Source organism: Rhodococcus sp. C1 (genome assembly GCF_020809065.1).
GTDB lineage: Bacteria > Actinomycetota > Actinomycetes > Mycobacteriales > Mycobacteriaceae > Rhodococcus_F > Rhodococcus_F qingshengii.
This window is the reverse complement of record NZ_CP078080.1, coordinates 1,940,022-1,962,477: the sequence shown is the minus strand read 5'-3', so window position 1 is coordinate 1,962,477 and position 22,456 is coordinate 1,940,022. Positions and strand designations below refer to the sequence as shown.

General features: G+C 61.1%; 18 protein-coding genes. 6 read left to right on the top strand and 12 right to left on the bottom strand.

Going from position 1 to position 22,456, the window contains the following annotated elements:
* From KTR60_RS09170 to KTR60_RS09150, 5 genes are read right to left on the bottom strand one after another with little or no spacing between them, the layout of a single operon-like run.
* Nucleotides 1-828 (bottom strand): HpcH/HpaI aldolase/citrate lyase family protein, encoded by an 828-nt coding sequence (locus tag KTR60_RS09170; protein WP_003942031.1) that lies wholly within the window; start codon nucleotides 826-828, stop codon nucleotides 1-3.
* The gene (locus KTR60_RS09165) at nucleotides 825-1,313 is read right to left on the bottom strand and encodes a MaoC family dehydratase (protein ID WP_003942078.1); all 489 of its coding nucleotides are present in this window, start codon (nucleotides 1,311-1,313) and stop codon (nucleotides 825-827) included. The genes KTR60_RS09170 and KTR60_RS09165 overlap by 4 nt, the downstream gene beginning before the upstream one ends.
* Nucleotides 1,310-2,473, bottom strand: a complete 1,164-nt coding sequence (locus KTR60_RS09160; protein ID WP_007730190.1) for an acyl-CoA dehydrogenase family protein — start codon at nucleotides 2,471-2,473, stop codon at nucleotides 1,310-1,312. The genes KTR60_RS09165 and KTR60_RS09160 overlap by 4 nt, the downstream gene beginning before the upstream one ends.
* Nucleotides 2,473-4,512 (bottom strand): acetyl-CoA carboxylase biotin carboxylase subunit, encoded by a 2,040-nt coding sequence (locus tag KTR60_RS09155; RefSeq protein ID WP_228402049.1) that lies wholly within the window; start codon nucleotides 4,510-4,512, stop codon nucleotides 2,473-2,475. The genes KTR60_RS09160 and KTR60_RS09155 overlap by 1 nt, the downstream gene beginning before the upstream one ends.
* 5 nt (nucleotides 4,513-4,517) lie before the next feature.
* Nucleotides 4,518-6,107, bottom strand: a complete 1,590-nt coding sequence (locus tag KTR60_RS09150; RefSeq protein ID WP_228402048.1) for a carboxyl transferase domain-containing protein — start codon at nucleotides 6,105-6,107, stop codon at nucleotides 4,518-4,520.
* Nucleotides 6,108-6,205: 98 nt separating this feature from the next.
* On the opposite strand from KTR60_RS09150, the gene KTR60_RS09145 reads away from it, so the two are divergent.
* Entirely contained in the window at nucleotides 6,206-6,805 is a 600-nt protein-coding gene (locus KTR60_RS09145; protein WP_003941968.1) for a TetR/AcrR family transcriptional regulator, read from the top strand.
* A gap of 48 nt (nucleotides 6,806-6,853) precedes the next feature.
* A complete protein-coding gene (locus tag KTR60_RS09140; RefSeq protein ID WP_019744227.1) occupies nucleotides 6,854-7,600 on the top strand; it encodes a GTP pyrophosphokinase in 747 nt (248 codons plus the stop codon).
* Between the two features lie 158 nt (nucleotides 7,601-7,758).
* Here KTR60_RS09140 and KTR60_RS09135 read toward each other — a convergent pair whose 3' ends face one another.
* Nucleotides 7,759-8,019: a GlsB/YeaQ/YmgE family stress response membrane protein gene (locus tag KTR60_RS09135; protein ID WP_003942027.1), complete on the bottom strand. Its 261-nt coding sequence runs from the start codon at nucleotides 8,017-8,019 to the stop codon at nucleotides 7,759-7,761.
* Between the two features lie 188 nt (nucleotides 8,020-8,207).
* On the opposite strand from KTR60_RS09135, the gene dctA reads away from it, so the two are divergent.
* Together dctA and KTR60_RS09125 are read left to right on the top strand one after the other, a co-directional pair.
* Entirely contained in the window at nucleotides 8,208-9,605 is a 1,398-nt protein-coding gene (gene dctA / locus KTR60_RS09130) for a C4-dicarboxylate transporter DctA (RefSeq protein WP_228402047.1), read from the top strand.
* 532 nt (nucleotides 9,606-10,137) lie between these two features.
* On the top strand, nucleotides 10,138-11,010 hold the full coding sequence (locus KTR60_RS09125) for a glycosyltransferase (RefSeq protein ID WP_228402046.1): 873 nt from the start codon (nucleotides 10,138-10,140) through the stop codon (nucleotides 11,008-11,010).
* A 17-nt stretch (nucleotides 11,011-11,027) separates the two neighbouring features.
* Here the strand turns inward: KTR60_RS09125 and KTR60_RS09120 are convergent, their stop codons facing one another.
* Nucleotides 11,028-11,330, bottom strand: a complete 303-nt coding sequence (locus tag KTR60_RS09120) for a hypothetical protein (protein WP_054186885.1) — start codon at nucleotides 11,328-11,330, stop codon at nucleotides 11,028-11,030.
* A gap of 361 nt (nucleotides 11,331-11,691) precedes the next feature.
* On the opposite strand from KTR60_RS09120, the gene KTR60_RS09115 reads away from it, so the two are divergent.
* Nucleotides 11,692-12,579 carry a glycosyltransferase gene (locus KTR60_RS09115; RefSeq protein ID WP_228402045.1) on the top strand — a complete coding sequence of 296 codons (888 nt, stop codon included), beginning with the start codon at nucleotides 11,692-11,694 and terminating at the stop codon, nucleotides 12,577-12,579.
* Between the two features lie 198 nt (nucleotides 12,580-12,777).
* Here KTR60_RS09115 and KTR60_RS09110 read toward each other — a convergent pair whose 3' ends face one another.
* From KTR60_RS09110 to KTR60_RS09100, 3 genes are all read right to left on the bottom strand, one after another.
* Entirely contained in the window at nucleotides 12,778-14,142 is a 1,365-nt protein-coding gene (locus KTR60_RS09110; protein WP_228402044.1) for a PQQ-binding-like beta-propeller repeat protein, read from the bottom strand.
* Complete coding sequence (locus KTR60_RS09105; RefSeq protein ID WP_228402043.1) at nucleotides 14,139-15,584, bottom strand: hypothetical protein; 1,446 nt, start codon at nucleotides 15,582-15,584, stop codon at nucleotides 14,139-14,141. The genes KTR60_RS09110 and KTR60_RS09105 overlap by 4 nt, the downstream gene beginning before the upstream one ends.
* Nucleotides 15,585-15,767: 183 nt before the next feature.
* On the bottom strand, nucleotides 15,768-18,014 hold the full coding sequence (locus tag KTR60_RS09100; RefSeq protein WP_047268953.1) for an MMPL family transporter: 2,247 nt from the start codon (nucleotides 18,012-18,014) through the stop codon (nucleotides 15,768-15,770).
* Between the two features lie 223 nt (nucleotides 18,015-18,237).
* Between KTR60_RS09100 and KTR60_RS09095 the strand changes: the two genes are divergently transcribed.
* Complete coding sequence (locus KTR60_RS09095) at nucleotides 18,238-19,686, top strand: hypothetical protein (RefSeq protein WP_058227514.1); 1,449 nt, start codon at nucleotides 18,238-18,240, stop codon at nucleotides 19,684-19,686.
* A 55-nt stretch (nucleotides 19,687-19,741) separates the two neighbouring features.
* Here KTR60_RS09095 and KTR60_RS09090 read toward each other — a convergent pair whose 3' ends face one another.
* Nucleotides 19,742-20,854 (bottom strand): NDMA-dependent alcohol dehydrogenase, encoded by a 1,113-nt coding sequence (locus tag KTR60_RS09090; RefSeq protein ID WP_003942086.1) that lies wholly within the window; start codon nucleotides 20,852-20,854, stop codon nucleotides 19,742-19,744.
* A 45-nt stretch (nucleotides 20,855-20,899) separates the two neighbouring features.
* The gene (locus KTR60_RS09085; RefSeq protein ID WP_019744236.1) at nucleotides 20,900-22,399 is read right to left on the bottom strand and encodes an aldehyde dehydrogenase family protein; all 1,500 of its coding nucleotides are present in this window, start codon (nucleotides 22,397-22,399) and stop codon (nucleotides 20,900-20,902) included.
* Nucleotides 22,400-22,456: the final 57 nt, after the last annotated feature.

The following is a 22,456-nucleotide window of genomic DNA, read 5'->3' as shown; positions in this document are numbered from 1 at the left end:
TTAGTTCTCCTTCTGCTGAAAGATTCCGGCTCGGTGAAGAAGCTTCTCGGCGTGACGGAGAACGGGAGCGTCGACCATCTTGCCCTCGAACGCGAACACACCACGTTCAGTAGACACCGCGGCAAGCACTCGTGTGGCCCAGTCGATCTCTTTTTCCGAAGGTGCGAAGGCCCCGCGGATGACCTCGACCTGACTCGGATGGATCGCAACCTTCACGTCGAAGCCGACTGCGACGGCATCAGCGGACTCGACGCCCAGGCCGACGAGGTCCTTGATGTCGAGGTACACGGAATCGACAGCCAACCGGCCGTAGCTCTTCGCGGCCAGGAGAGACGTCGATCGGACGTGCTTGGCAACGTCGCGGTACGAACCGTTCGGGTGCCTGCTCGAGTTGCCGCCGAGACCGGCAACAAGATCCTCGGCTCCCCACATGACACCGATGGCGTTCGCAGCAAGCGCGATGTCGGCCACGGCGAGGGCTCCTCGCGGGGACTCGACGAGCGCAACCACGTCCGCCGGTGCGAGCGAGAGGACGTCCTCGGCCGATTCGCACTTGGACAGCATGAGACGCGAATAGTGTGTGCCGTCCAGCGCGATCAGATCGAGTTCGTGATCAGGCGTACCGACCGGATTGACGCGCACGACCGTCCGCTCCGGATCGAGAGGCGTGTCGATCAGGGCTGCACGTGCGGCTTCCTTGTCGGCCGGAGCCACACCGTCTTCGAGATCGAGGATCACGACGTCGGCAACAGCCGCGGCCTTCGCATAGCGCTCGGGACGATCCGCCGGGCAGAACAACCACGCCGGCCCCGGCGGTGTCCACGTCATGAGGACACCTCTGCCGGACGCAGTTGCACCAGTGTCTTGCGCGTGGCCAGTGCGACGACGTCACCGTGCTGGTTACGCCCGGTGTGCACGAGCGTCACGATGCCTTCACCTGGACGGCTCTTCGACTCGCGCTTGTCCGCGATGAGCGTCTCGGCATACAAGGTGTCGCCGTGAAAGAGCGGCTTCGGGAAGCTGATCTCGGAGAAACCGAGGTTCGCCACGATGGTGCCCTGCGTCAACTGCGCGACGGACAGGCCGACGATGGTCGACAGGGTGAACATCGAATTGACCAGCCGCACACCGAATTGAGTGTCCTCGCTGTACGCGGCATCGAGATGCAACGCCTGCGTGTTCATGGTCAAAGTCGTGAACAGGACGTTGTCAGCCTCGGTCACCGTCCGGCCTGGGCGATGCTCGTAGATCGCGCCGACCTCGAACTCCTCGAACCAGAGCCCGCGCTGAGTGATCTTCTTGGGGTTCGTCACAGCCCTGCCTCACGAGCGATGAGCATCAACTGCACCTCGGTCGTTCCCTCACCGATTTCGAGGATCTTGCTGTCACGGTAGTGGCGCGCGACGGCGTACTCGTTCATGAAGCCGTATCCGCCGTGGATCTGCGTGGCGTCACGGGCGTTGTCCATGGCAGCTTCGGAGGAAATCAGCTTGGCGATAGACGCCTGCTTCTTGAACGGCTTGCCCGACAACATGAGTGCGGCCGCGTCGTAGTACGCGGTACGTGCGACGTGGGCACGAGCCTCCATACGCGCGATCTTGAACGCGATGGCCTGGTTGTGTCCGATGGGGCGACCGAACGCCTCGCGCTCCTTGGCGTACTTGATCGACTCGTCGACGCAGCCCTGGGCGGCACCGACGCTCAACGCGGAGATGGCGATGCGGCCTTCGTCGAGGATGCGCAGGAAGTTCGCGTAGCCGCGGCCGCGCTCACCGAGCAGATTCTCTTCGGGGACACGAACATCGGCGAACGTGAGCGGATGGGTGTCGGATGCGTTCCAACCGACTTTGTTGTACGCCGGTTCGGCCGTGAAGCCGGGCGTCGTGGTCGGCACGAGGATCGTCGAGATCTCCTTCTTGCCGCCGTCCTTGACACCCGTGACCGCGGTGACCGTCACGAGCTTGGTGATGTCGGTGCCCGAGTTGGTGATGAACTGCTTGTTGCCGTTGATGATCCACTCACCGCTGTCGAACTTCGCGGTGGTCTTGGTGCCGCCGGCGTCGCTACCCGCACCGGGTTCGGTCAGGCCGAAGGCCGCCAACGACTTGCCGCTGGTGAGCTGCGGAAGCCACTCCTGCTTCTGTGCCTCGTTACCGAAACGGTAGATCGGCATGGCACCAAGGGACACACCAGCTTCGAGAGTGATCGCGACGCTCTGGTCGACCTTGCCCAGTTCTTCGAGCGCCAGGCAGAGTGCGAAGTAGTCGCCGCCCATTCCGCCGTACTCCTCGGGAAACGGCAGGCCGAACAGTCCCATGTCGGCCATCCCGGCCACTACCTCGTACGGGAAGGTGTGGTTGGCGTCGTGCTCGGCAGCAACCGGTGCCACTACGGTCTTCGCGAAATCCGCAACCGTCTTGGCGAGCTGCTGGTATTCGTCCGGAAGCGCTCCGGTGGCAAGGTAATCGGACATCAGGCGTCTTCCTTCTGCGTCGTGTTCTCGGTCTTTACTTCTGCAGTCTCTTCGTCCGTGACAGGTACCACGCGGGCCAGAACCTGATCCACCATCACCTGATCGCCCTGACGGACAAGCACTTCCACGATCCCGTCGATCGGGGACGTCAAGGAGTGCTCCATCTTCATGGCCTCGACCACGACGAGTGGTTGTCCCGCGCTCACTGCCGCGCCGTTCTCGACGTTGACTGCGATGACGGCACCGGGCATGGGGCTGGCGATTTCGGCGTCACCGGCGTGCTTGTCCTCACCGCGAACGCTGACTTCGGCAACCTCGCGCACGTGCCAGGTTCCGCCGCCTGCCAGCCACAGACCACCATCGGTCTCGGCGACGACAAACGTGCGTCGACGTCCGTCGATCACCACCGCCAGTTCGGATCCCGTCAGGGTCGCGCTGAATGCGCGCGGCTGTGAACCTTCGACCTCGACCTTTGCAGCCGCGGGAACGCCGACGATCGCAACGTGCGCCGTTCGGGTGCCGGCGGAGAGCCTGATGCTGGTCGGAGCGGGAGTTCCGACGCGCCACCCACTCGGGACATCCCAGGGATCAAAGCGTTCCGAGGTTGTCCACCGCGAGAGCCAGCGATACGCCGCGGCAGCAATGAGCACCTCGTCCGAGGCGTCGGCTGCGACAAAGTCTTCGACGCGACGATCGAGCAGACCGGTGTCGAGGTTGCCCGCGATCACATCCGGATCAGCGAGGAGGAACCGTGCGAATTCGATGTTGGTCACGACTCCGAGCACTGCGGTGTCACCGAGTGCGCGATCGAGCTTGCGCAGTGCGCCCGCGCGGTCGGGAGCGTGGGCGATGACCTTGCTGAGCATCGGGTCGTAGTCACTGCCGACGACGGTGCCCGCGAGCAGTCCGGAATCGACGCGCACGCCGGAACCTGACGGCTCGACCAGATCGACGACGCGGCCGCCGGTCGGCAGGAATCCACGGCCCGGATCCTCCGCGTACACACGAGCTTCGATGGCGTGCCCGGTCAGCGTGACGTCACTCTGGGAGAAGGCCAACTTCTCCCCTGCTGCCACGCGGACCTGCCATTCGACCAGATCCAGTCCGGTCACCATTTCGGTAACGGGATGCTCGACCTGGAGGCGGGTGTTCATCTCCATGAAGAAGAACTCGTCCGGCTTGTCGGCGGAGACGATGAACTCCACGGTGCCGGCGCCGGTGTAATCGACGCTTCGAGCGGTGTTGCACGCTGCCGCGCCGATCCGGTCACGGGTCACCTGATCGAGCAGCGGCGAGGGAGCCTCTTCGATGACCTTCTGATGACGCCGCTGCAGGCTGCATTCGCGCTCACCGAGGTGAACGACGTTGCCGTGCTGGTCGGCGAGAACCTGGACCTCGATGTGCCGGGGCCGCAGGACGAATCGCTCGAGGAACAGGGTGTCGTCGCCGAACGACGACGCGGCCTCACGGCGGGCACTGCGAAGAGCCTCGGCCAGATTGGCCGGATCCTCGACCAGACGCATTCCCTTGCCGCCTCCGCCGGCCGAAGGCTTGACCAACACCGGGTAGCCGATGTCCTCGGCCGCTGCGATCAGTTCTTCGTCGGTCAGATTGGGGCGAGCGATACCCGGGACCACCGGTACGTCGAACGCGGCAACGGCGTTCTTCGCGGTGATCTTGTCACCCATCACCTCGATGGCGTGCTCGGAGGGGCCGAGGAAGGCGATTCCGGCAGCCGCACAGGCAGCCGAGAACGCCGAGTTCTCCGACAGGAAGCCGTAACCGGGGTGAATACCCTGAGCACCGGTGGACTTGGCAGCGTCGATGACCTTGTCGATGACGAGGTAGCTTTCACGCGCCGCGGCCGGTCCGATGTTGACGGCAGTGTCGGCCTCGCGGACGTGGCGAGCATTCGCGTCGGCGTCGCTGTAGACGGCGACGCTGCGAATTCCCAACTCACGCAACGTGCGGATCACGCGAACCGCGATCTCACCGCGGTTGGCCACGAGAACAGTATCGATAGTGCGCAACTCAGTCATTTCGCTCACATCCGGAAGACGCCGTAGGAGACCGGCTCGATCGGCGCGTTCGCACACACCGAAAGGGCCAGGCCGAGAACAGTTCTGGTATCTGCGGGATCGATGACACCGTCATCCCACAGCCGCGCAGTGGAGTAGTACGGATTGCCCTGAGCCTCGTACTGCTCGCGGATCGGCGCCTTGAAGGATTCTTCGTCCTCGGCCGACCACGGATTACCCGCACTGTCGAGCTGGTCACTACGAACCGTCGAGAGCACCGACGCGGCCTGCTCGCCGCCCATGACCGAGATGCGCGCGTTCGGCCACATCCACAGGAAGCGAGGTGAATACGCGCGTCCACACATGGAGTAGTTGCCGGCGCCGTACGAGCCGCCGATGACGACTGTCAGCTTGGGGACCCGTGCACACGCGACTGCCGTGACCATCTTGGCGCCGTGCTTGGCGATGCCGCCGGCCTCGTAGTCGCGTCCTACCATGAAGCCTGCGATGTTCTGCAGGAACAGCAGCGGCACACTGCGCTTGTCACACAGTTCGATGAAATGTGCTCCCTTCATGGCGGATTCGCCGAAGAGCACGCCGTTGTTGGCGATGATGCCGACCGGGTGGCCCTCGATGTGCGCGAAACCGGTGACGAGCGTCTTGCCGTATTCAGCCTTGAACTCCTGGAACGCGCCACCGTCAACGAGCTTGGTGATGACCTCGTGCACGTCGTACGGAGTACGGGGATCAGTCGGAACGACGTCGTACAGCTCGCTCTGATCGGCGACGGGCGGAACCGTGGAGATGACGTCCCACGGGCGCTCGGAGCGGGGGCCGAGCGTGGCAATGATGTTGCGCACGATCCGAAGTGCGTCGCGGTCGTCCTCGGCCAGGTGGTCGGTGACGCCGGAAACCTTGGAGTGCAGGTCGCCGCCGCCGAGCTCTTCCGCCGTCACGATCTCGCCGGTGGCTGCCTTCACCAGCGGCGGGCCGCCGAGGAAGATGGTGCCCTGGTTGCGGACGATCACTGCTTCGTCGCTCATCGCGGGCACGTAGGCGCCGCCCGCGGTGCACGAACCGAGAACCGCGGCGATCTGGGGAATCCCCTTGGCGCTCATGGTCGCCTGGTTGTAGAAGATCCGGCCGAAGTGCTCACGGTCCGGGAAGACCTCGTCCTGGCGCGGCAGGAAGGCGCCGCCGGAGTCGACGAGGTAGATGCAGGGAAGGTTGTTCTGCAGCGCAACTTCCTGCGCGCGCAGGTGCTTCTTCACCGTCATCGGGTAGTAGGTGCCGCCCTTGACCGTCGCGTCGTTGGCAACGATGACGCACTCGCGACCCGACACACGGCCGATACCGGTGATGACGCCGGCGCCCGGGCACTCGTCGTCGTACAGGCCGTTGGCCGCCAGTGGGGACAGCTCGAGGAACGGGCTGCCCTGGTCGAGCAGCGAGTCGACGCGATCTCGCGGCAGCAACTTCCCTCTGCTCACGTGACGCTCGCGAGAGCGCTCGTTGCCACCCAGCGCTGCTTGCGCGAGTTTCTTCTTCAGTTCGTCCACCAGAACGGTGTGATCGGACCGGTAGCCCGATTCTTGCGTGATTCCACTGGGAGTCATCCCGCCGCCTTCGCCATGAGTTAATGCTCGATAACTGAAACTAGATTAACTATGATTAACTGAGTTGTCCAGAACACAAGCGAAGAAAGATCGAGAGAATGACCTCTGAGCAGGTAGCAGCTCCGACGCGACGCGATCAGATGAAGGCCGACCGTCGACGTCAACTCTTGGACGCCGCCGCCCGGTTGATCGCCGAGCGTGGATTCGTGAGTGTGCGACTCGAAGACCTCGGCGCGGCCGTCGGCATCAGCGGCCCGGCCGTGTACCGGCATTTCCCCAACAAGGATGCCGTCCTCGTGGAACTTCTCGTCGGCATCAGCACGCGCCTGCACGAAGGCGGTTCTGCGGCAGCGGAGGCAGCGGACTCACCGAGCGCCGCACTCGACGCACTGGTGGAGTTCCACCTCGACTTCGCGCTCGGCGAGCCGGACCTGATCCGCATCCAGGACCGCGACCTCGAAAGCCTGCCGGCCGACGCGCGTCGACAGGTACGCCAGACGCAGCGCAAGTACGTCGAGGTCTGGGTCGGGGTGCTCGAGCAACTCGATCCCCAACTCGATCAGGCGGACGCACGAATCAAAGCGCATGCCACCTTCGGTCTGATCAACTCGACCCCTCACAGCGCCAACCCCGCTTCGCCGGCACGCGCGCGTCGAGTCCTGCGGGATATGACGCTCGCCGCACTGCGCACCCACTGAAACCGGACACGGCACAATCGGTGGCAGACTGGTTACACCAGCTAACAGATGAGGGTGCCGAACGTGGAAGACAGCAGTGGGGTCAGCAGGGCCGATTTCGCCGAACTGCGGACCGAGTTCTCCCGCTTCATGATGTTGTACCAATTCGGAATCTCCGAACTGATGACCAAGGTGAACATCCTCAAGGACGAGTTCACTCACATCAATCAGTACAGCCCCATCGAACACGTGACGTCACGGGTCAAGTCACCGGACAGCATCCTGCGTAAGGCTCAACGCCTGAACATCCCGCTCACGATCGACGACATCTCGAAGAACATCTTCGACATCGCTGGAGTACGTATCACCTGCAGCTTCATTTCCGACACGTACCGAATCGCCGAGATGCTCACCAGCCAGACGGACCTTCGGGTGATCGAGCGCGAGGACTACATCGCCGATCCGAAACCCAACGGCTACAAGAGCTTGCACTTGATCGTCGAGGTCCCGGTTTTCATGAGTGACCGCGTCAGGCACGTACCGATCGAACTTCAGATCCGCACGATCGCGATGGATTTCTGGGCGAGCCTCGAACACAAGATCTACTACAAGTACAACCGCGAGGTTCCCGTCGAACTCCTCGACGAACTCACCGAGGCAGCGGCCGCGGCACACCGCCTGGACGTCAAGATGGAACGACTCAACGACGAGTTCGCGAAAATCAAAGCGCTACCGCATCCTGACGACGAAATCCTCGAGCAGGATCTGCCGGCGCAGTTCCTCGAGGCGCTGCATCTTCAGCGACGGGCGCTCTGACTTCGGTCCCCCTCCCCTGAGCGAACGCGCCTTTCGGCGCATCTGAGGCGACGAAAGTGCCGTTCGCTCACAACTGGGGTCGGACAACTAGGTCAAACAAAAAGAAGTGCGCCCTCCCGAACTTCGGGAGGGCGCACTTCTCCAATTGGGTCGGCTTGCTATTTCTTGCCCGTGACGGCGCTGTAGCCGATCGAGAGCACGGCCGCCGCGGCGATGCTGATGATCCAGCGGATCCAGTCGATTCCACCCGTGTCGCCCTTGTCCGAGATCGCTCCCCAGACCCAGTACCCGATAAGCGCTCCGGCGATACCCAGCACGACGGTCACGATCATGCCGTACTGCTGCTTACCTGGCAGTACGAGACGAGCCAGGATTCCGATGACTGCGCCGAAAATGATGGTTCCGATAATTTGCCCCATGACAGCCCCTCTCACACGTCGTGCATGCACGCGGACGGAAGATCACCGCTCAGAGAAACAATAACCACAGTCACACACAACTGTCGCTTGTTGACCGAATTGTTGTCCGAGATGCAACCTCGACGCGTTACATCCACGACATTCGCGAGTTATTTTTTCGCAATCAAGCGGACCTACCGTTCCCATCCATGCCCACTTCCGTAAAACTGCCGAACAGCGAGCTCGCGCGACTCGCCAACAAGCCGCCCTGGTACCGATCACTGTTCGTGCAATTGATCGCCGCTATCGTCATCGGTGTTCTCATCGGCTGGTTGTGGCCGGAATTCGGCGCGAACCTCAAGCCCCTCGCCGACGGGTTCATCAAGCTGATCAAAATGCTGATCGCGCCGATCATCTTCTGCACCGTTGTGATCGGGATCGCCCACGTCGGGGATCTGAAGGCCGTGGGGCGTATCGGCGTCAAAGCACTCATCTACTTCGAGGTCGTGACCACCTTCGCCCTGTTGTTCGGGCTGCTCATCGGAAATCTGATGAAGCCGGGTGCGGGATTCGACATCGATCCGGAGACGCTGGCGAACGGTGCGGACGCCGTGGCCGCCAAGACCGGAAGTGGCGAACTTCCCCACACCGTCGAATTCCTGCTCAATATCATTCCGGTGTCGATAGTTTCGGCCTTCGCCGAGAACGCACTCCTCCAAGTCCTCTTCTTCGCCGTACTGTTCGGGCTCGCATTGGCCAAGGCGGGTGAGAGTGGACCACCGATCGTGTTCGAACTCGTCGATCGTCTGAACCATCTGTTCTTCACGATCATCGGCTGGATCATGAGACTGGCGCCGTTGGGCGCTTTGGGCGCGATGGCGTACATCGTCGGTCAGTACGGGATCGCTTCGCTCGGAAGTTACGGAAAGCTGATCGCCGCATGCTATCTCGCCGCCGTCCTGTTCATCCTCATCCTGGCCGCGATAGTCAGGTACTTCGCGGGCGTGAACCTGTGGAAGTTCGTCAAGTACATCAAGGACGAACTCTTCCTCGCTTTGGGAACGGCGTCGACCGAAGTAGTTCTGCCCCGAATCATGGTCAAGCTCACCAACGCCGGATGCTCGCGCACTACAACAGGATTAGTGGTGCCTACCGGCTACTCGTTCAATCTCGACGGCGCGACGCTGTACCTGTCGATCTGCATGCTGTTTCTGGCGCAGGCACTCGGCGTGGACCTGACACTCGGTGAACAGATCACTGCCGTCCTGGTTCTGATGCTCACCTCGAAGGGAATGGCCGGCGTGCCGGGATCGTCATTCCTGGCGCTGTCGGCCACCGTGGCCGCAATCGGTCACGGCGCAATTCCCGTAGCCGCAGTCGCTCTCCTACTGGGCGCCGATCGAATCATGGATTCGATGCGGGTGTCGGTGAACCTGCTCGGGAACTGTGTCGCAACCTTCGTGGTCGCCAATTGGGAGGGGCAGCTCGACAAGGAGCGCATGCGCCGAGTGCTCGACGGAGAAGACGTTCCACCGCTCGAGGAAGTCGATCCGATCACGGGGAAAACCGTTCCGGCACCCGAAACCGAAGGCATCCTGACCCGATAGGTAGGTGCCGACTGCTGTTTGCACATCGGAAATCGGTGCTGAAAAGTCGCGGGAGCAGACTTCACTGGAAAATCCAGACCGACAGCTACAAAAGCAAATATTTGCAGATGGCGACAACCCGGCCGACGAGGGACCGTTGAATCTACAAATACGACACTTGCGCTGCACCGACTCCACTTCACTGAAAAGCAACTTGCGACATCCAGATATTGCCCGGCGGTTGCCGCAGTGTCGATTCACAATCCAGCGAACGGGCAGCATTATATTTGCCGGAATTAGAAGGACTAAAGTCCGGTGTTCGACCGACCAATAGACTCGAGTGGGTAAAAATCAATCAGTTCCGAAAGCCTTATTCTGCATGCATTTATGCCGTGCCAGCTGCACTTATGCTGATCGTTTCCCGCAATAAGCTGTTGCGGGATTGATCATATGGCCCTCGGTTCAAATTGTCCGAATGGTCACCAATTGCTATCGTAACCTTTGCGAAGGACTGGACCCAATTGCCCAGCAAAGGAATACAGTGACCGCATTCATGCAGGACATTGAACACTTGTCCACTAATCGACTTTCGGTGGTTGTTCCGGTATTCAACGAAGAGAACGCGGTTTCCGGCTGCATCGAGCGTCTACTGACCGAGTCGGAAATCGATGAGATTCTGATTGTCGACAACAACTCGACGGACAGCACCGCATCGATCATTCACAAGTTCGCCGAGAAGCACGACCGAGTGAGATATGTCTTCGAGGCCCGGCAAGGCGTCGTTCATGCGCGGAACGCCGGCTTCGACGCCTCGACCGGCAACATCATCGGTCGGATCGACGCAGACACGCGGGTCCAACCGGGATGGGCCCGTGCGGTCAAAGGTTTCTTCCAGCGCAGCACTGCGCATTCAGCGGTCGCCGGACTCACCTATCTCTTCGAATCGCCGTTTGCCCGAATCCACCGTTTCGCACTGGACCGTCAGGTCAAGCAGGGAAAGTTCGATTGCGAACGTCAAGTGCTTGCTGTCGCCGGAGCAAACATGGCGATCAGAAAAAGCGCATGGCTGGCCGTCCGCGAGCGAGTCAGCGACCGGCCGGACATCCACGAAGATATCGACCTTTCACTGTGCCTTCGGAAGGAAGGGATGACGATCGGTCAGATCGCCGACATGCGAGCAGAAACGTCCGGTCGACGCGGTGAAACCCCTCCGTTGGAGTACCTGAAGTACAACCAGGCATCCGAATCGGTTTTGCACCTTCACAACATCATGAATTGGCGCCTCAAACTGACAATCTGGGGCGACTCGATGCTCCACGCGCTCGTGTGGCCCGTTTACCGCCTCTACAACTTCGAGCAGGAGCGCCTGGAGTTCAGGCGCTTGTTTGGCAGATCGCAGGGTCGAATCATGCCGGTTCACCAGTAGCCCATCGATTTCGATAATCACCGCAGATTCGAAGTGATAGTGCAGAATACGGTCTCGTAGCTGATCCACACGATCGTTCGCCGACAACTGGTCGAGGTATACCGATGCCCGGTCACCATCGACGACAATTCGGCCGCGAGGGCGAGGTCGACAACCTCTTCGACGATCACCCGTCGCATTGCGCCATTGATCAGTGGAATCTTGAATACCTTACCGACGGCGGTTGGCAACTCGACGACGAGCTCATGCGCCGAGTACACGGGGGCGAAGACGTTCCATCGCTCGGGGAAGTCGATCCGCACGGGAAGGCCGTTCGGCATAGTTCGATCTGAATCTCGCAGTAAACCTACGCCGAGGCCAAACAGTCGGGCAGTCCGTCTCATCAAGTCATCCACCACGGTATGGAATGCGTGAGATACGGCATAAGTTCTGGCACTCGAACGGCGGCCCGCACATCGACCGACAGCCGGCGCCGCCACAGCCCTCTTATCGATCAGATATCCCGCTACCTGCAATTTTACAAACGCGAATCTCAACAAAAAGAACAAATCGTACACCAGTAGCCATGCGGCCGTTTCGGCATGGCCTACCTACCCGAGTGCCACGATTTTGAGGGTGAAAAATTGATTGATACCGTTATTTTGTGAAGATTCGCCCAAACCGTAAACCTCAGGAACGATTGTGACGTCCCCAAAGCAATCGACTGAGAAGCCTAACCGAAATCAATTGTCGGTCGTTGTACCTGTGTTTAACGAAGAGGCAGGAATCGCGGACTGCATTGACCGTCTGCTCGCCCAAGGTGACACAATCGACGAAATCTTGATAGTCGACAACAACTCCACAGACCGAACTGCCTCGATAATAGAACGCTACGCAGGGTCACACGAAAAAGTTCGATATATCTTCGAGTCACGCCAAGGTGTTGTGCATGCCCGAAATGCGGGTTTTGACGCGTCTTCTTGTGAACTGGTCGGCCGAATCGACGCCGACACCCGGGTCCAGACCGGATGGGCGGCCGCGATTTGCGAATTCCTCGGCCCCGACTCCACCCACTGCGCCGTTGCGGGCGTCACATACCTCTTCGAATCCCCTTTTTCGCGCGTCCACCGGTTCGTACTTGACCGACAAATTCGACGTGGAAAGTTCAATCATGATCGCCGAGTGCTAGCTGCTACCGGAGCGAACATGGCTGTGAAGAGATCTGCGTGGCTAGAAGTGCGGAAGAATTTGAGCGAGCGCACTGACATTCACGAAGACATGGATCTCTCGATAAGTCTCCAGAAGATCGGGTTGACAATCGGACAGTGCGACTCCATGCGCGTCGAAACATCGGGGAGGCGGGGAGAAACACCTCCGCGCGAATACTCGAAGTACAACCGCGCTTCTGAATCGGTCCTTCGACTCCACAACATCATGAATTGGCGCTTCAAGTTCCTGATCCGGCTGGACACAGTGGTCCACGCCTTGGCATGGCCGATATACCGTGCATACAATTTCGAGCAGGAGCGTTTTGAGTTCAGACGCTTGTTCGGCAAATCGCAAGGACGAATCATGCCGGTCAACCAGTAGCCAATCCAGCCTCGCTATTCACTACAGGTGCGAAGTGACAGTGCAGCAGAGAGCCCCTCGTTGCTGATGCGCACAAAAGTCCGCCGTGTCCTCCACGAGGTACACCGAAACCCGCTCATCGATGACCGTTCGGGCCGCTGACCGCCGAGTACCGAGCGCTTATCCGAGTGTATTAACGGACATGCACCACACCGGATCTCACGACACCTTCAACGCCGTGATGCGGTCTTCACTGGAACGCAACAGCGCCTTGTCCCCCGCCCACAGCTCCCGCGGCATCGCCCAGGGGGTGAACTCGTCGTCCCCGTCCTGGTCCACCCGAACCTCCCAACTACGTTGGCCTGTACGGATATCCGTTCCGTAGACGTTTCCCTCGTCGATAACGACATCGCCGTGCCAGACAACCTCCCCGGCGCGCTCGGCGTTCGATCGCCACAGGACCTCCCCGGTGAGCAGGTCCACGAACTGGACCTCGGGCTCGGAACCAGAACGGGTCACGGCGATCACGTTGCCGATCACCGCCAACGACTGTGCGGTGTCGAAGACTTCACTGTTGGACCACAATTTCTCGCCCGAAGTCCGGTCGAAACCGCTGTGTCCCAGAATGATCGGAGTCGATCCTCCCGCCGGATCATCTCTGCTGTATCGTCCGCCGTAGTACGAGGACTCCGAGGGCAGTTCGTCCGTCCTGGCGAACTCGCGCCCGTACTGATCGAGCGCGTACTCACTTGTCGGACGGCCATTGCCTTCGCAACCGCCATCCGACACCAACGTCACCCCGTCGGACGATGTGTGCGCGGTCGAACAGGTGGAGTAACCGTGTACCCACCGCTGTTCGCCGGTCTTCAGGTCGAATCCCAAGGACTCGTCGAGAGCGATCACGCCCAGGTCGCCGTGAACCGACATCACCGGATCGACGTATCCGGCTTCCCACGATCCACCGACGTCGAACGCTTTGGACCAGTTCGCTTCCGGATCGTCGACGGTTCCGCTGTGCACGCGAACGTCGTTGCTCTCGATATCACCTTCGAGCGCGAGTACGGTGTCGCCCGAGACAACCGCGACGATCGGCGACCACGGTGTCTTGATGTCTCGCCGCTCTCCCGTCTCGATGTCGAACAGCGAGTACGAACCACCGGATACGTACGGCCCGGAGAAACACAGCACCGAACTGCCGAGCAGAGTCTCGGAGCAACCACCGATGTCGACCGCCGACGTGCGCCAACGAACTGTGCCATCTTCGGCGTCCAATCCGACCAATTCTGCGTCGTCCAACGAATACGCCTGACGATCCGGCATACCGATCATCGTGACCACGAGTGATCCGGCGTCGATGAATCCGCCCATGTCCATGTTGAATTCGGTTCCAACAAGTGGGCTCCGGAAGATCGCGAACTCGCGCCCGAGAATCTCGGAGGCCTCGACGCTCCATAGCGGCGACGAGATCGCTGTCGGTTCGGAACTCGTCGACGTGACCACCGTGGCGATGGCGGCAGTGACGGTGACTACGGCTGCGGCGGCCGCGATCCGAAGTCGCGATTTCGGGGAGAATCTGGTGGTCATCGAATCTCCAGGCCTTCGGTCGTCGCGAGAAACTCCAACTGCGCGAACGTCATCGGATCGTTCGGGATCGCAGCCGACGACGAAACCGAGACTTGGGTCCCATTCGGGCGGGTGACGACCACCGACCTGCTCGTTTCCTGCGTAGATTCTGCTTTCGAGCCGTCATTTGTCATGGGCACGGTCGCGTAGTTCCGTTCGTCTCGCTCGATCACGGATCCATCCGGTCGCGTCACGACCTCCAAGGGGTGCCCGTCGTAGGAAGGGTCGTATTTGTTGGGCTCCGTAGGGAGTGGTTGTCCGCCGGTAATTGTCATGTTGAGCGTCGACTCGCTGTCTCCCGTCCGGGTGAGAAGTCTCTGACATGCAGTGGACTTGTCATTCTCCGCCACCGTCATAGTGCCCGGTCCGGTATCAAGAATCGGAAAACCCGGAGGTACAGCGCGCCATCTGACTTCGAGTACCGCGTTGAGACGTTCGATCGTCGCGCGATCGAGTTCGGCCACGTCGCCAGAGTCTCGGGGGATCCCGTGGCACCCGGGCGAAAGCGGTGCCGTACCCGGCGGAGCAGGCGTCGTGATTCGCAGTTGCGGCAGGCTGACCAAGGACACCAGTTCGTCGATGGTCAGTGGAAGCGCGCCGCTTGCCTGAACCTCGGCGCCGACTCGATCGGCAGTGTCATCGAGATAGGCGTGAACTCGTGTGCCATCGATGCCGTAAAGGAACGCCGAACGAGAGAGAGTGCGTTGTCCGTTGATTTCACTCCACGAGTCCTGCACGTCCACAACTGAACCATCCGCGAGTGAGCGACGTTCGACGAGAGAACCGGCAATGCACGGAGGAACCGGCGCCTTACTGCTGTTGACCGAGACCGACAGTCCACCACTGGCCTCGCCTCGAAGTATTGTCGCCGACGCATCAGTGGACGCCAGATCCTCGATCGTCCATCCCTCGGGCAACTCGTCCGAGGTCGACGGTGCCGAGATCGGACCGAACTGGAGTGATCGGCTCGGACTGGCGAACTTGATCTCGACGCCGTCCGGAATCGCATCGGCGACCGCATCCGACATCGATACAGCTTTGGCGCCGGAAAACCACGGAAAACGTGGGTCGTCGTACGCGTCGTCGCCACCTGTCGATGTGAAGATCGAGATTCCGTGTTCGTCGTCCGGCGCTTCGACGCTTTCACAACCCGGAATCGTGGTCGGGTACACCGCGCTCGGCGTGACGTACGAGAATTCAGGCACGTCTTCCGCCGGAATCTCGTCCGGTGTGGACGTCATGGTGATCGAAGATGACGCAGCTACCGAGATGTCATCGGACGGCGAACTGCTCCACCGATCCACCAGCCCGGCAACCACTGTCCCACCGGCGATCAGGGAGACGACCGTCAGCGCGAAGGTCCACTTCTCGGCCCGCTTCAAATCGGTTTGCTCCTTCGACACGTACCCTCGCAGTCACCGTCACGGCTCGCCCCCGATGCGCGTCGCCTCTGGAATTCCTGTCGCGATCACAGCAATTTCTGTTACCAACCGGATGGTTTCCTATCGCGCGGGCTCCGTATGAACACAGAAGAACGGGGTGCCAGTTGCTGTGCAACCGGCACCCCGTTCTGACTGCCTGAGTGCTTACACCCTCACAGGCACCTGATTCGGGTCTGGATCGGAATCCGGATCCTGCTCGATCGGAATCCGTCGAATCGCTTCACCCTCGATGTCGACGTTCGGCAGGATCTTGTCGAGCCACGCCGGCAACTTCCATGCCGAATCACCGAGAATCGACATGACCGCAGGGATCACGATCATGCGGATGATGAAGGCGTCGAAGAAGACTGCAGCCGCGAGGCCGAAGCCCATCATCTTGCTTGTCGTCTCCGAGGACAGCATGAATGCGCCGAACACGGAGATCATGATGATGGCCGCCGACGCGACCACGCGAGCACCATGGGTGTAGCCGGAGATGATGGCGTCCTTGGCCGACAATCCGTGCACGTATTCCTCGCGCATTCGCGTCACGAGGAACACTTGATAGTCCATCGCCAACCCGAAGACCACACCGATCATGAAGATCGGCAGGAACGAGATGATGGGTTGTGTGTGCTCGATCAGCCCGAAGTCGCCCTCCTGGAAGATGGCCACCGTGGCGCCGAAGGTCGCACAGACGGAAAACAGGAATCCGAGAGTTGCGGTCAGCGGCACCAGGATCGAGCGGAAGACGACCATCATGATGATGAACGCCAGCCCCACAACCACGATGAGATACGGGATGAGCGCGGAACTGAGCTTCGACGACATGTCGGCTACGATCGCGGTTTGCCCCGCTACACCGAGTTCTGCGCCTTCCGATTTCACCGTCGATCCGTAATCCCGGATCTGATTCATCAGCTCGTGAGTTTCGGGGCCGCTCGGTGACATCTGCGGGGTGACCGCGATGAGCGCAGAGTTGGCGCCCGCCATCGGGTTTGCCGCGTCGGGTCCGTTTCCGACCCACATCAACTGATCCGGAGTTGCGACGTTGTCGAGGCCCTTGATGTGCGCGACAGTGCCTTCGGCAATCGCGGTGATATCGGTGCCGTCAGGCGCGTCGAGCACGACGAACAATTCGCCATTGACGCCTTCACCGAACCCACGTTGCAGCAGGGCAAGTGCCGGCCGCTCTTCGTCCTGAGTGAACGAGAGTCCGAGTTCGAGCTTCGTCATCGGAATAGCCGCGATCACCAGAAGCACCAGCGCAGCACCCGCGATCGGCCACGGGTACTTGGTGACTATCTTGGCCCAGCGATGTCCGTTGGATTCCATCGTCTCGGGCTCGTCACCGTGGCGAAGCCCGGGGATACGAGGCGAGAACGCGAATCTGCCGAAGATACCCAGGACAGCCGGGATCAACGTGATTGCGCCGAGGACGGCGATGATGACGGCAACCGCTGCAGAGATTCCCATCTGGGTGATCATCGGAACCCCGACCACCGCCAGGGCTGCCAGCGCGACCACAACCGTCAGGCCGGCGAAGACGACGGACGAACCGGCAGTACCCACTGCGCGCCCGGCAGCGGCTTCCCTCGTTCCGCCCAAATTGAGCTCACTGCGGTAACGCGAAACGATGAACAACGCGTAGTCGATCGATACTGCGATGCCGATCATCGTGACGATTCCCGTGACGCCTTCGTTGATGTCGAAGAAGCCCGAACCGAGTGTGACCGTCAAAGTGGCCAGCGCAATTCCCAGAATTGCGGTGAACAGCGGAATAAAGGCCGCAATGAGCGCGCCGAACGCCACGATCATCACGATGAACGCCACCGCGAAGCCGAGCATCTCCGACAGACCACCTGCGGCCTGTACCTGCATCATCGAACCGGTGCCTTCGACTTGCAGGCCACCGGTGCGGAATTTTGCCATCAAGTCGAGGAACGCCGTCTTGTTGGCCTGTGTCTGATCCTCGATGCGAATCGACTGATTGAGCTGGATCAGCCCGACCTTGCCGTTGTCGCCGAGAACGGCCGACGCCACCGCCGGATTTGCCTCCGCGAGGGTCACCGGATTGACGATCTTCTCGGGATCGACGATATCCGGCAACGTCTTCGCCTGCGCGATCAACTGGTCGATCTGATCGCTGTGTGCGGCAAGTCCGTCGTCTGCCGCGATGAGAATGCTGGTCGACGCCTGAGTTTGTTGCTCTGCTGCCGCTGCAAAGTTCTCGTTCATCAACTCGGTCGCACGTTGGGAATCAGTGCCCGGAAGATTGAATTCTTTGGAGAACGTCGGATTTGTGGCGCTGATTGCGCCCCCCACCACCGCGATCACGATAATCCACGCGGCCACCACAAGATACTTGTGGCGGAAAGCAAACTTCCCCAACCTGTAAAGATACGTAGCCAACGTAGGCCTCTCTCGCCGTGGACTGGTCTGTCCGAAGAACACGGAGTCTTTCGGTGCCAGGGACATACGGTACGGACCGATCGGCCTGTTGGCACCCGGTATATCTGCGAAAACGGCATATCCGACGCGCCTTCGTCCCGTTTTCAGACCGCTCGGTACCGTGGACACGACACGGGCAGGCGCCTCGCCAGAGCAGACGCCACGTAGTACGAAAGGCAATCCCATGAATCACGGCCAGGCCGTCGATCGCGATCTCCTCCTTGCCGGCCAACAGCGACTCGACGCGCTGGGCCCACGATTGACGGGCTCTCCTGCACACCACGAGGTGGTGGAAGAAGTCGCGAACGAACTGACCGAACTGGGCCTCGACGTCCGGCGTGATTCACACACTTTCGAACGCTGGGATCTGCCGGCGACACCTGACGGACTTCGCATCGAATTGCCGACGGGACCGATCAGAGTTTCGTCCGCATTCCCCTACTCCGGATTGACCGGGCCACAGGGAATCTCCGCTCCCCTGGTCTACGTCAGCGCGCGACGCCCCAAGTGGTCGGCGGCCAAGGGCGCGATCGCAGTGATCGAGGTCCCGCACATCGATCTCCCCCGCAAGCTACTGGTCAGCGAGTGGGGCCCGATCGCCACCGACGAGACACTTCGAAATCCGGTTCTCTCCGCAACACTTCTGGGCCCGAAGCTCGACAAGGCCCGCAAGGCCGGTGTCCTCGGCGTGATCGCGGTGTGGCGTGACATCGCTCCGGACAACGCACTGGGACAATATCTTCCGTTCACGCAGCCATATCACGACATCCCCGCCGTCTGGGTGGCCGGCGACGAGGGCGCGAAGGTTGTCGCTGCAGCTCGCTCCGGTCAGCTGGCGACTCTGGTACTGGATGCGACTCTGCATCCGGACACCCGGACCGACACGGTGTGGGCGGTGTCCCCCGGAACCTCACCCGAAGAGACGATTCTGCTCATCACTCACAGCGACGGAACCAACGGTGTCGAGGAGAACGGCCATCTGGGAATGTTGGCGTTGGCGCGGCACGCCGTGGCGCAGCCGCATCGACGGTCGTACGTTTTTGTCCTGACGACTGGCCACCTTCGTATTCCAGCGGTGTCCAAGCACGGACAGGCAACGTCCACCTGGCTCGAAGCGCACCCCGAGATGTGGAAGGGCGAAGCCGGTCAGGCGCGCGCCGTAGCGGGGATCGCCATCGAGCACCTCGGCGCACTGGGTGATACCGAGGACAACTCGACCGGCGGCTATGCCTTGGAGACCACTCCGGAACCGGAACTGCTCTACGCGACGAGTCGGGAAGTGCACGACATCGTTGCACCGCTGTGGCGCGACATTGGAGCGGGCGATCGCCGAATCGTGGCGCCAGGACCGGTCATTCATTTCGGTGAGGGCGAACCACTGTTCGAGCGGAAGATCCCGGCGGTCGCCTTGGTGACGGCGCCGCAGTACCTGCTCGCTCTGCGCGAAGCCGACGCCGTCACGCACGTCGACCTGGACGCGATGATCAAGCAGATCGAAAGCTTTCGGGATCTGCTCGACGCCTTCGACGCAACCGACACCGCGGCTTTCGGTCCGGTGGTCTCGCGCTCGGTGTTCGCGAAGTTCTCGGCGCTACTTCAGTTGATGCAGATTTTGTCGAAAGCCAAGAAATAGTGCTGTGCGCCTTTATTAACCGCGGGCGGTTAATAAAGGCGCACAGCACTTGGGGTTACTTGTCGTGAATGATCACGCCACGGATGTTCTTGCCGTCACGTAGATCCTGGTAGCCCTTGTTGACGTCTTCGAGGCTGTAGGTGTTGGTGATCAGTTCGTCGAGCTTGAGCTGACCGGCATCGTAGAGACGCAGCAGTCGCACGATGTCGTACTGCGGATTCATGGACCCGAACAGCGTGCCCTTGATCGTCTTCTGATTCAGCGTCAGGTCGGTACCCGACACGTGAACGGTCAGCTTGGCGGGGTCGGCGAGTCCCGTGATCACCACGGTGCCACCCTTGCCGATCACTGCCGTCGCTGCACTGACCACGTCCTCGTCGACGGTGCCGACAAGGATGAGCGCCGCGTCGGCACCCTGTCCCCACGTCAGCTCGTTGACCTTGGCAGCGGCGCTCTCGGCGTCTGCAAAGGCATGCGTAGCACCGAACTTCAGTGCGGTCTCACGCTTGAGAGCAACCGGATCGACCACAACGACGTACTTGCAGCCGGCCGAAACCGCACCCTGAACGGCATTGATGCCGAGGCCACCAATGCCGTAGATCACCGCGGTGTCACCGGCGCGGAGGTTGCCTGCGTTGACGGCCGTTCCCCAACCCGACGGCACGCCGCAGCCGACGACCACTGCCGTCTCCAAGGGAAGCCAATCGTCGATCTTGACTACCGAGTGCTGAGAAATGGTGGCGCGCTCGGAGAACGTTCCCAACATGCACATTCCGCCGAAATCCATTCCGTTGCCGTGGAAACGGAAGGAACCGTCGGGCATCGAGCCTTCGAGGATGGTGGCACCCATGTCGCAGAGGTTCTGGCGACCGGTCGAGCAGTAGCGACAGGTGCCGCAGTTGGGGATGAAGCTACACACGACATGGTCGCCCGGCTTGACCTTCGTGACGCCTGGGCCGACCTCTTCGATGATGCCCGAGCCTTCGTGTCCGCCGACGATCGGGTAACGCGGCGGGAGATCACCGTCGGTCAGGTGCAGATCCGAATGGCACAGTCCGGCAGCGGTGTACTTGATCAGTACCTCACCCACACCCGGGCCGTCGAGGTCGAGTTCCATGATCTCGAAAGGCTTTCCGGGCTCGAGCAGTACAGCAGCTTTGGTCTTCACTGGTGATCTCCTTGATTGTCGGACGAGAATGAGCGATGGGGTCGGTCAGAGAGCGATGTTGACGGCCTTGGTCTGGGTGTAGAGATCGATAGCCGAAGCGCCGAGCTCGCGGCCCCAGCCGGACTGCTTGTATCCACCGAAGGGCATTGCAGTGTCGAAGCCGTTGTACTGGTTAATCCACACCGAACCGGCCTTCAAGCGCTTCGCCGTGCGGTGAGCCTTGGAAATGTCCCGGGTCCAGATGCCGGCGGCCAAGCCGTAGATGGAATCGTTTGCGGCAGTGATCGGTCCGTCGTCCGCATTGAACGGCAGCGCCGCCACGACGGGTCCGAAGATCTCCTCCTGAACGATGGAGAATTCGGGCTTGACGTCAACGAAGACGGTCGGCTCGACGAAGTAGCCCTGATCGCCCCAGCGGTTGCCGCCCGTCAGTGCACGTGCGCCGTCGGCGATTCCCTCACGCAGGTAGCCGGTCACCTTGTCGAACTGCTCCTGCGAGACCAGCGGTCCGAGCTGGGTGGTGGGATCGAGGCCGGGTCCGATCTTGACCTGGCTCGCTGCGTGCGCGACGGCCTCGGTGAACTTCTCGAAGATGGTGTCCTCGACGTACAGACGAGTACCCGCAACGCAGCACTGTCCGTGGTTGAACAGCCACGCGTTGAGCGAACCCTCCACCGCGGAATCGAAATCGGCGTCGGCGAACACGATATTGGGGCTCTTGCCACCGAGCTCGAGCGTAACCTTCTTCAGATTGCCCTTGGCGGCGTCGACGATCTTCTTACCCACCTCGGTGGAACCGGTGAACGCAACCTTGTCCACGTCGTCGTGGCCGGACAGAGCAGCACCTGCATCGCCGAAGCCGGGAACGATGTTGACGACGCCGGGCGGGAAGCCTGCTTCTTCGAAGACCTCCGCGAGAAGCAGTGCGGTGAGCGGGGTCTGCTCAGCGGGCTTGAGGATCACCGTGTTGCCGGCGGCGAGCGCGGGGGCGAGCTTCCACGACGACATCAGCAGCGGGAAGTTCCACGGCACGATCAGTCCACAGACGCCGATCGCCTCACGCAGGGTGTAGGCGTGGAACTCGCCGCCCGGAGAGAAGGGCATCGACACGTTGACGGTGCTGCCTTCGATCTTGGTGGCCCAACCCGCGTAGTAGCGGAAAACGTCTGCGGCCCAAGCCACGTCGACGGCGGTGGCGATGGCAACGGACTTGCCGTTGTCGAGAGCTTCGAGCTGACCGAATTCCTCGGCACGAGCACTGAGAATGTCGCCGACGCGCCAGATCATCCGCTCGCGCTCGTTTGCCTTCATACGTGACCAGGGGCCGTCCTCGAAAGCCGTTCGAGCGGCACGTACCGCGCGGTCGATGTCTTCGGCCTGACCGTGTGCCACGTCTGCGAGCTTCTGTCCGTCAGCCGGGTTGTACGTCGCGAAGGTCTGACCCGAAGCGGCGTCGACGAATTCGCCGCCGATGTAGAGCTTCTTCGGTCCGTTCAGGAAACCCTGTACCGCGGAACTGATGGTGTGTTCGGCTACTGCCGTCATCGGAAACTCCCCTGAAGTAGTGAGGTGCGAATGTGATGCACGCCATACTTCCGCGCT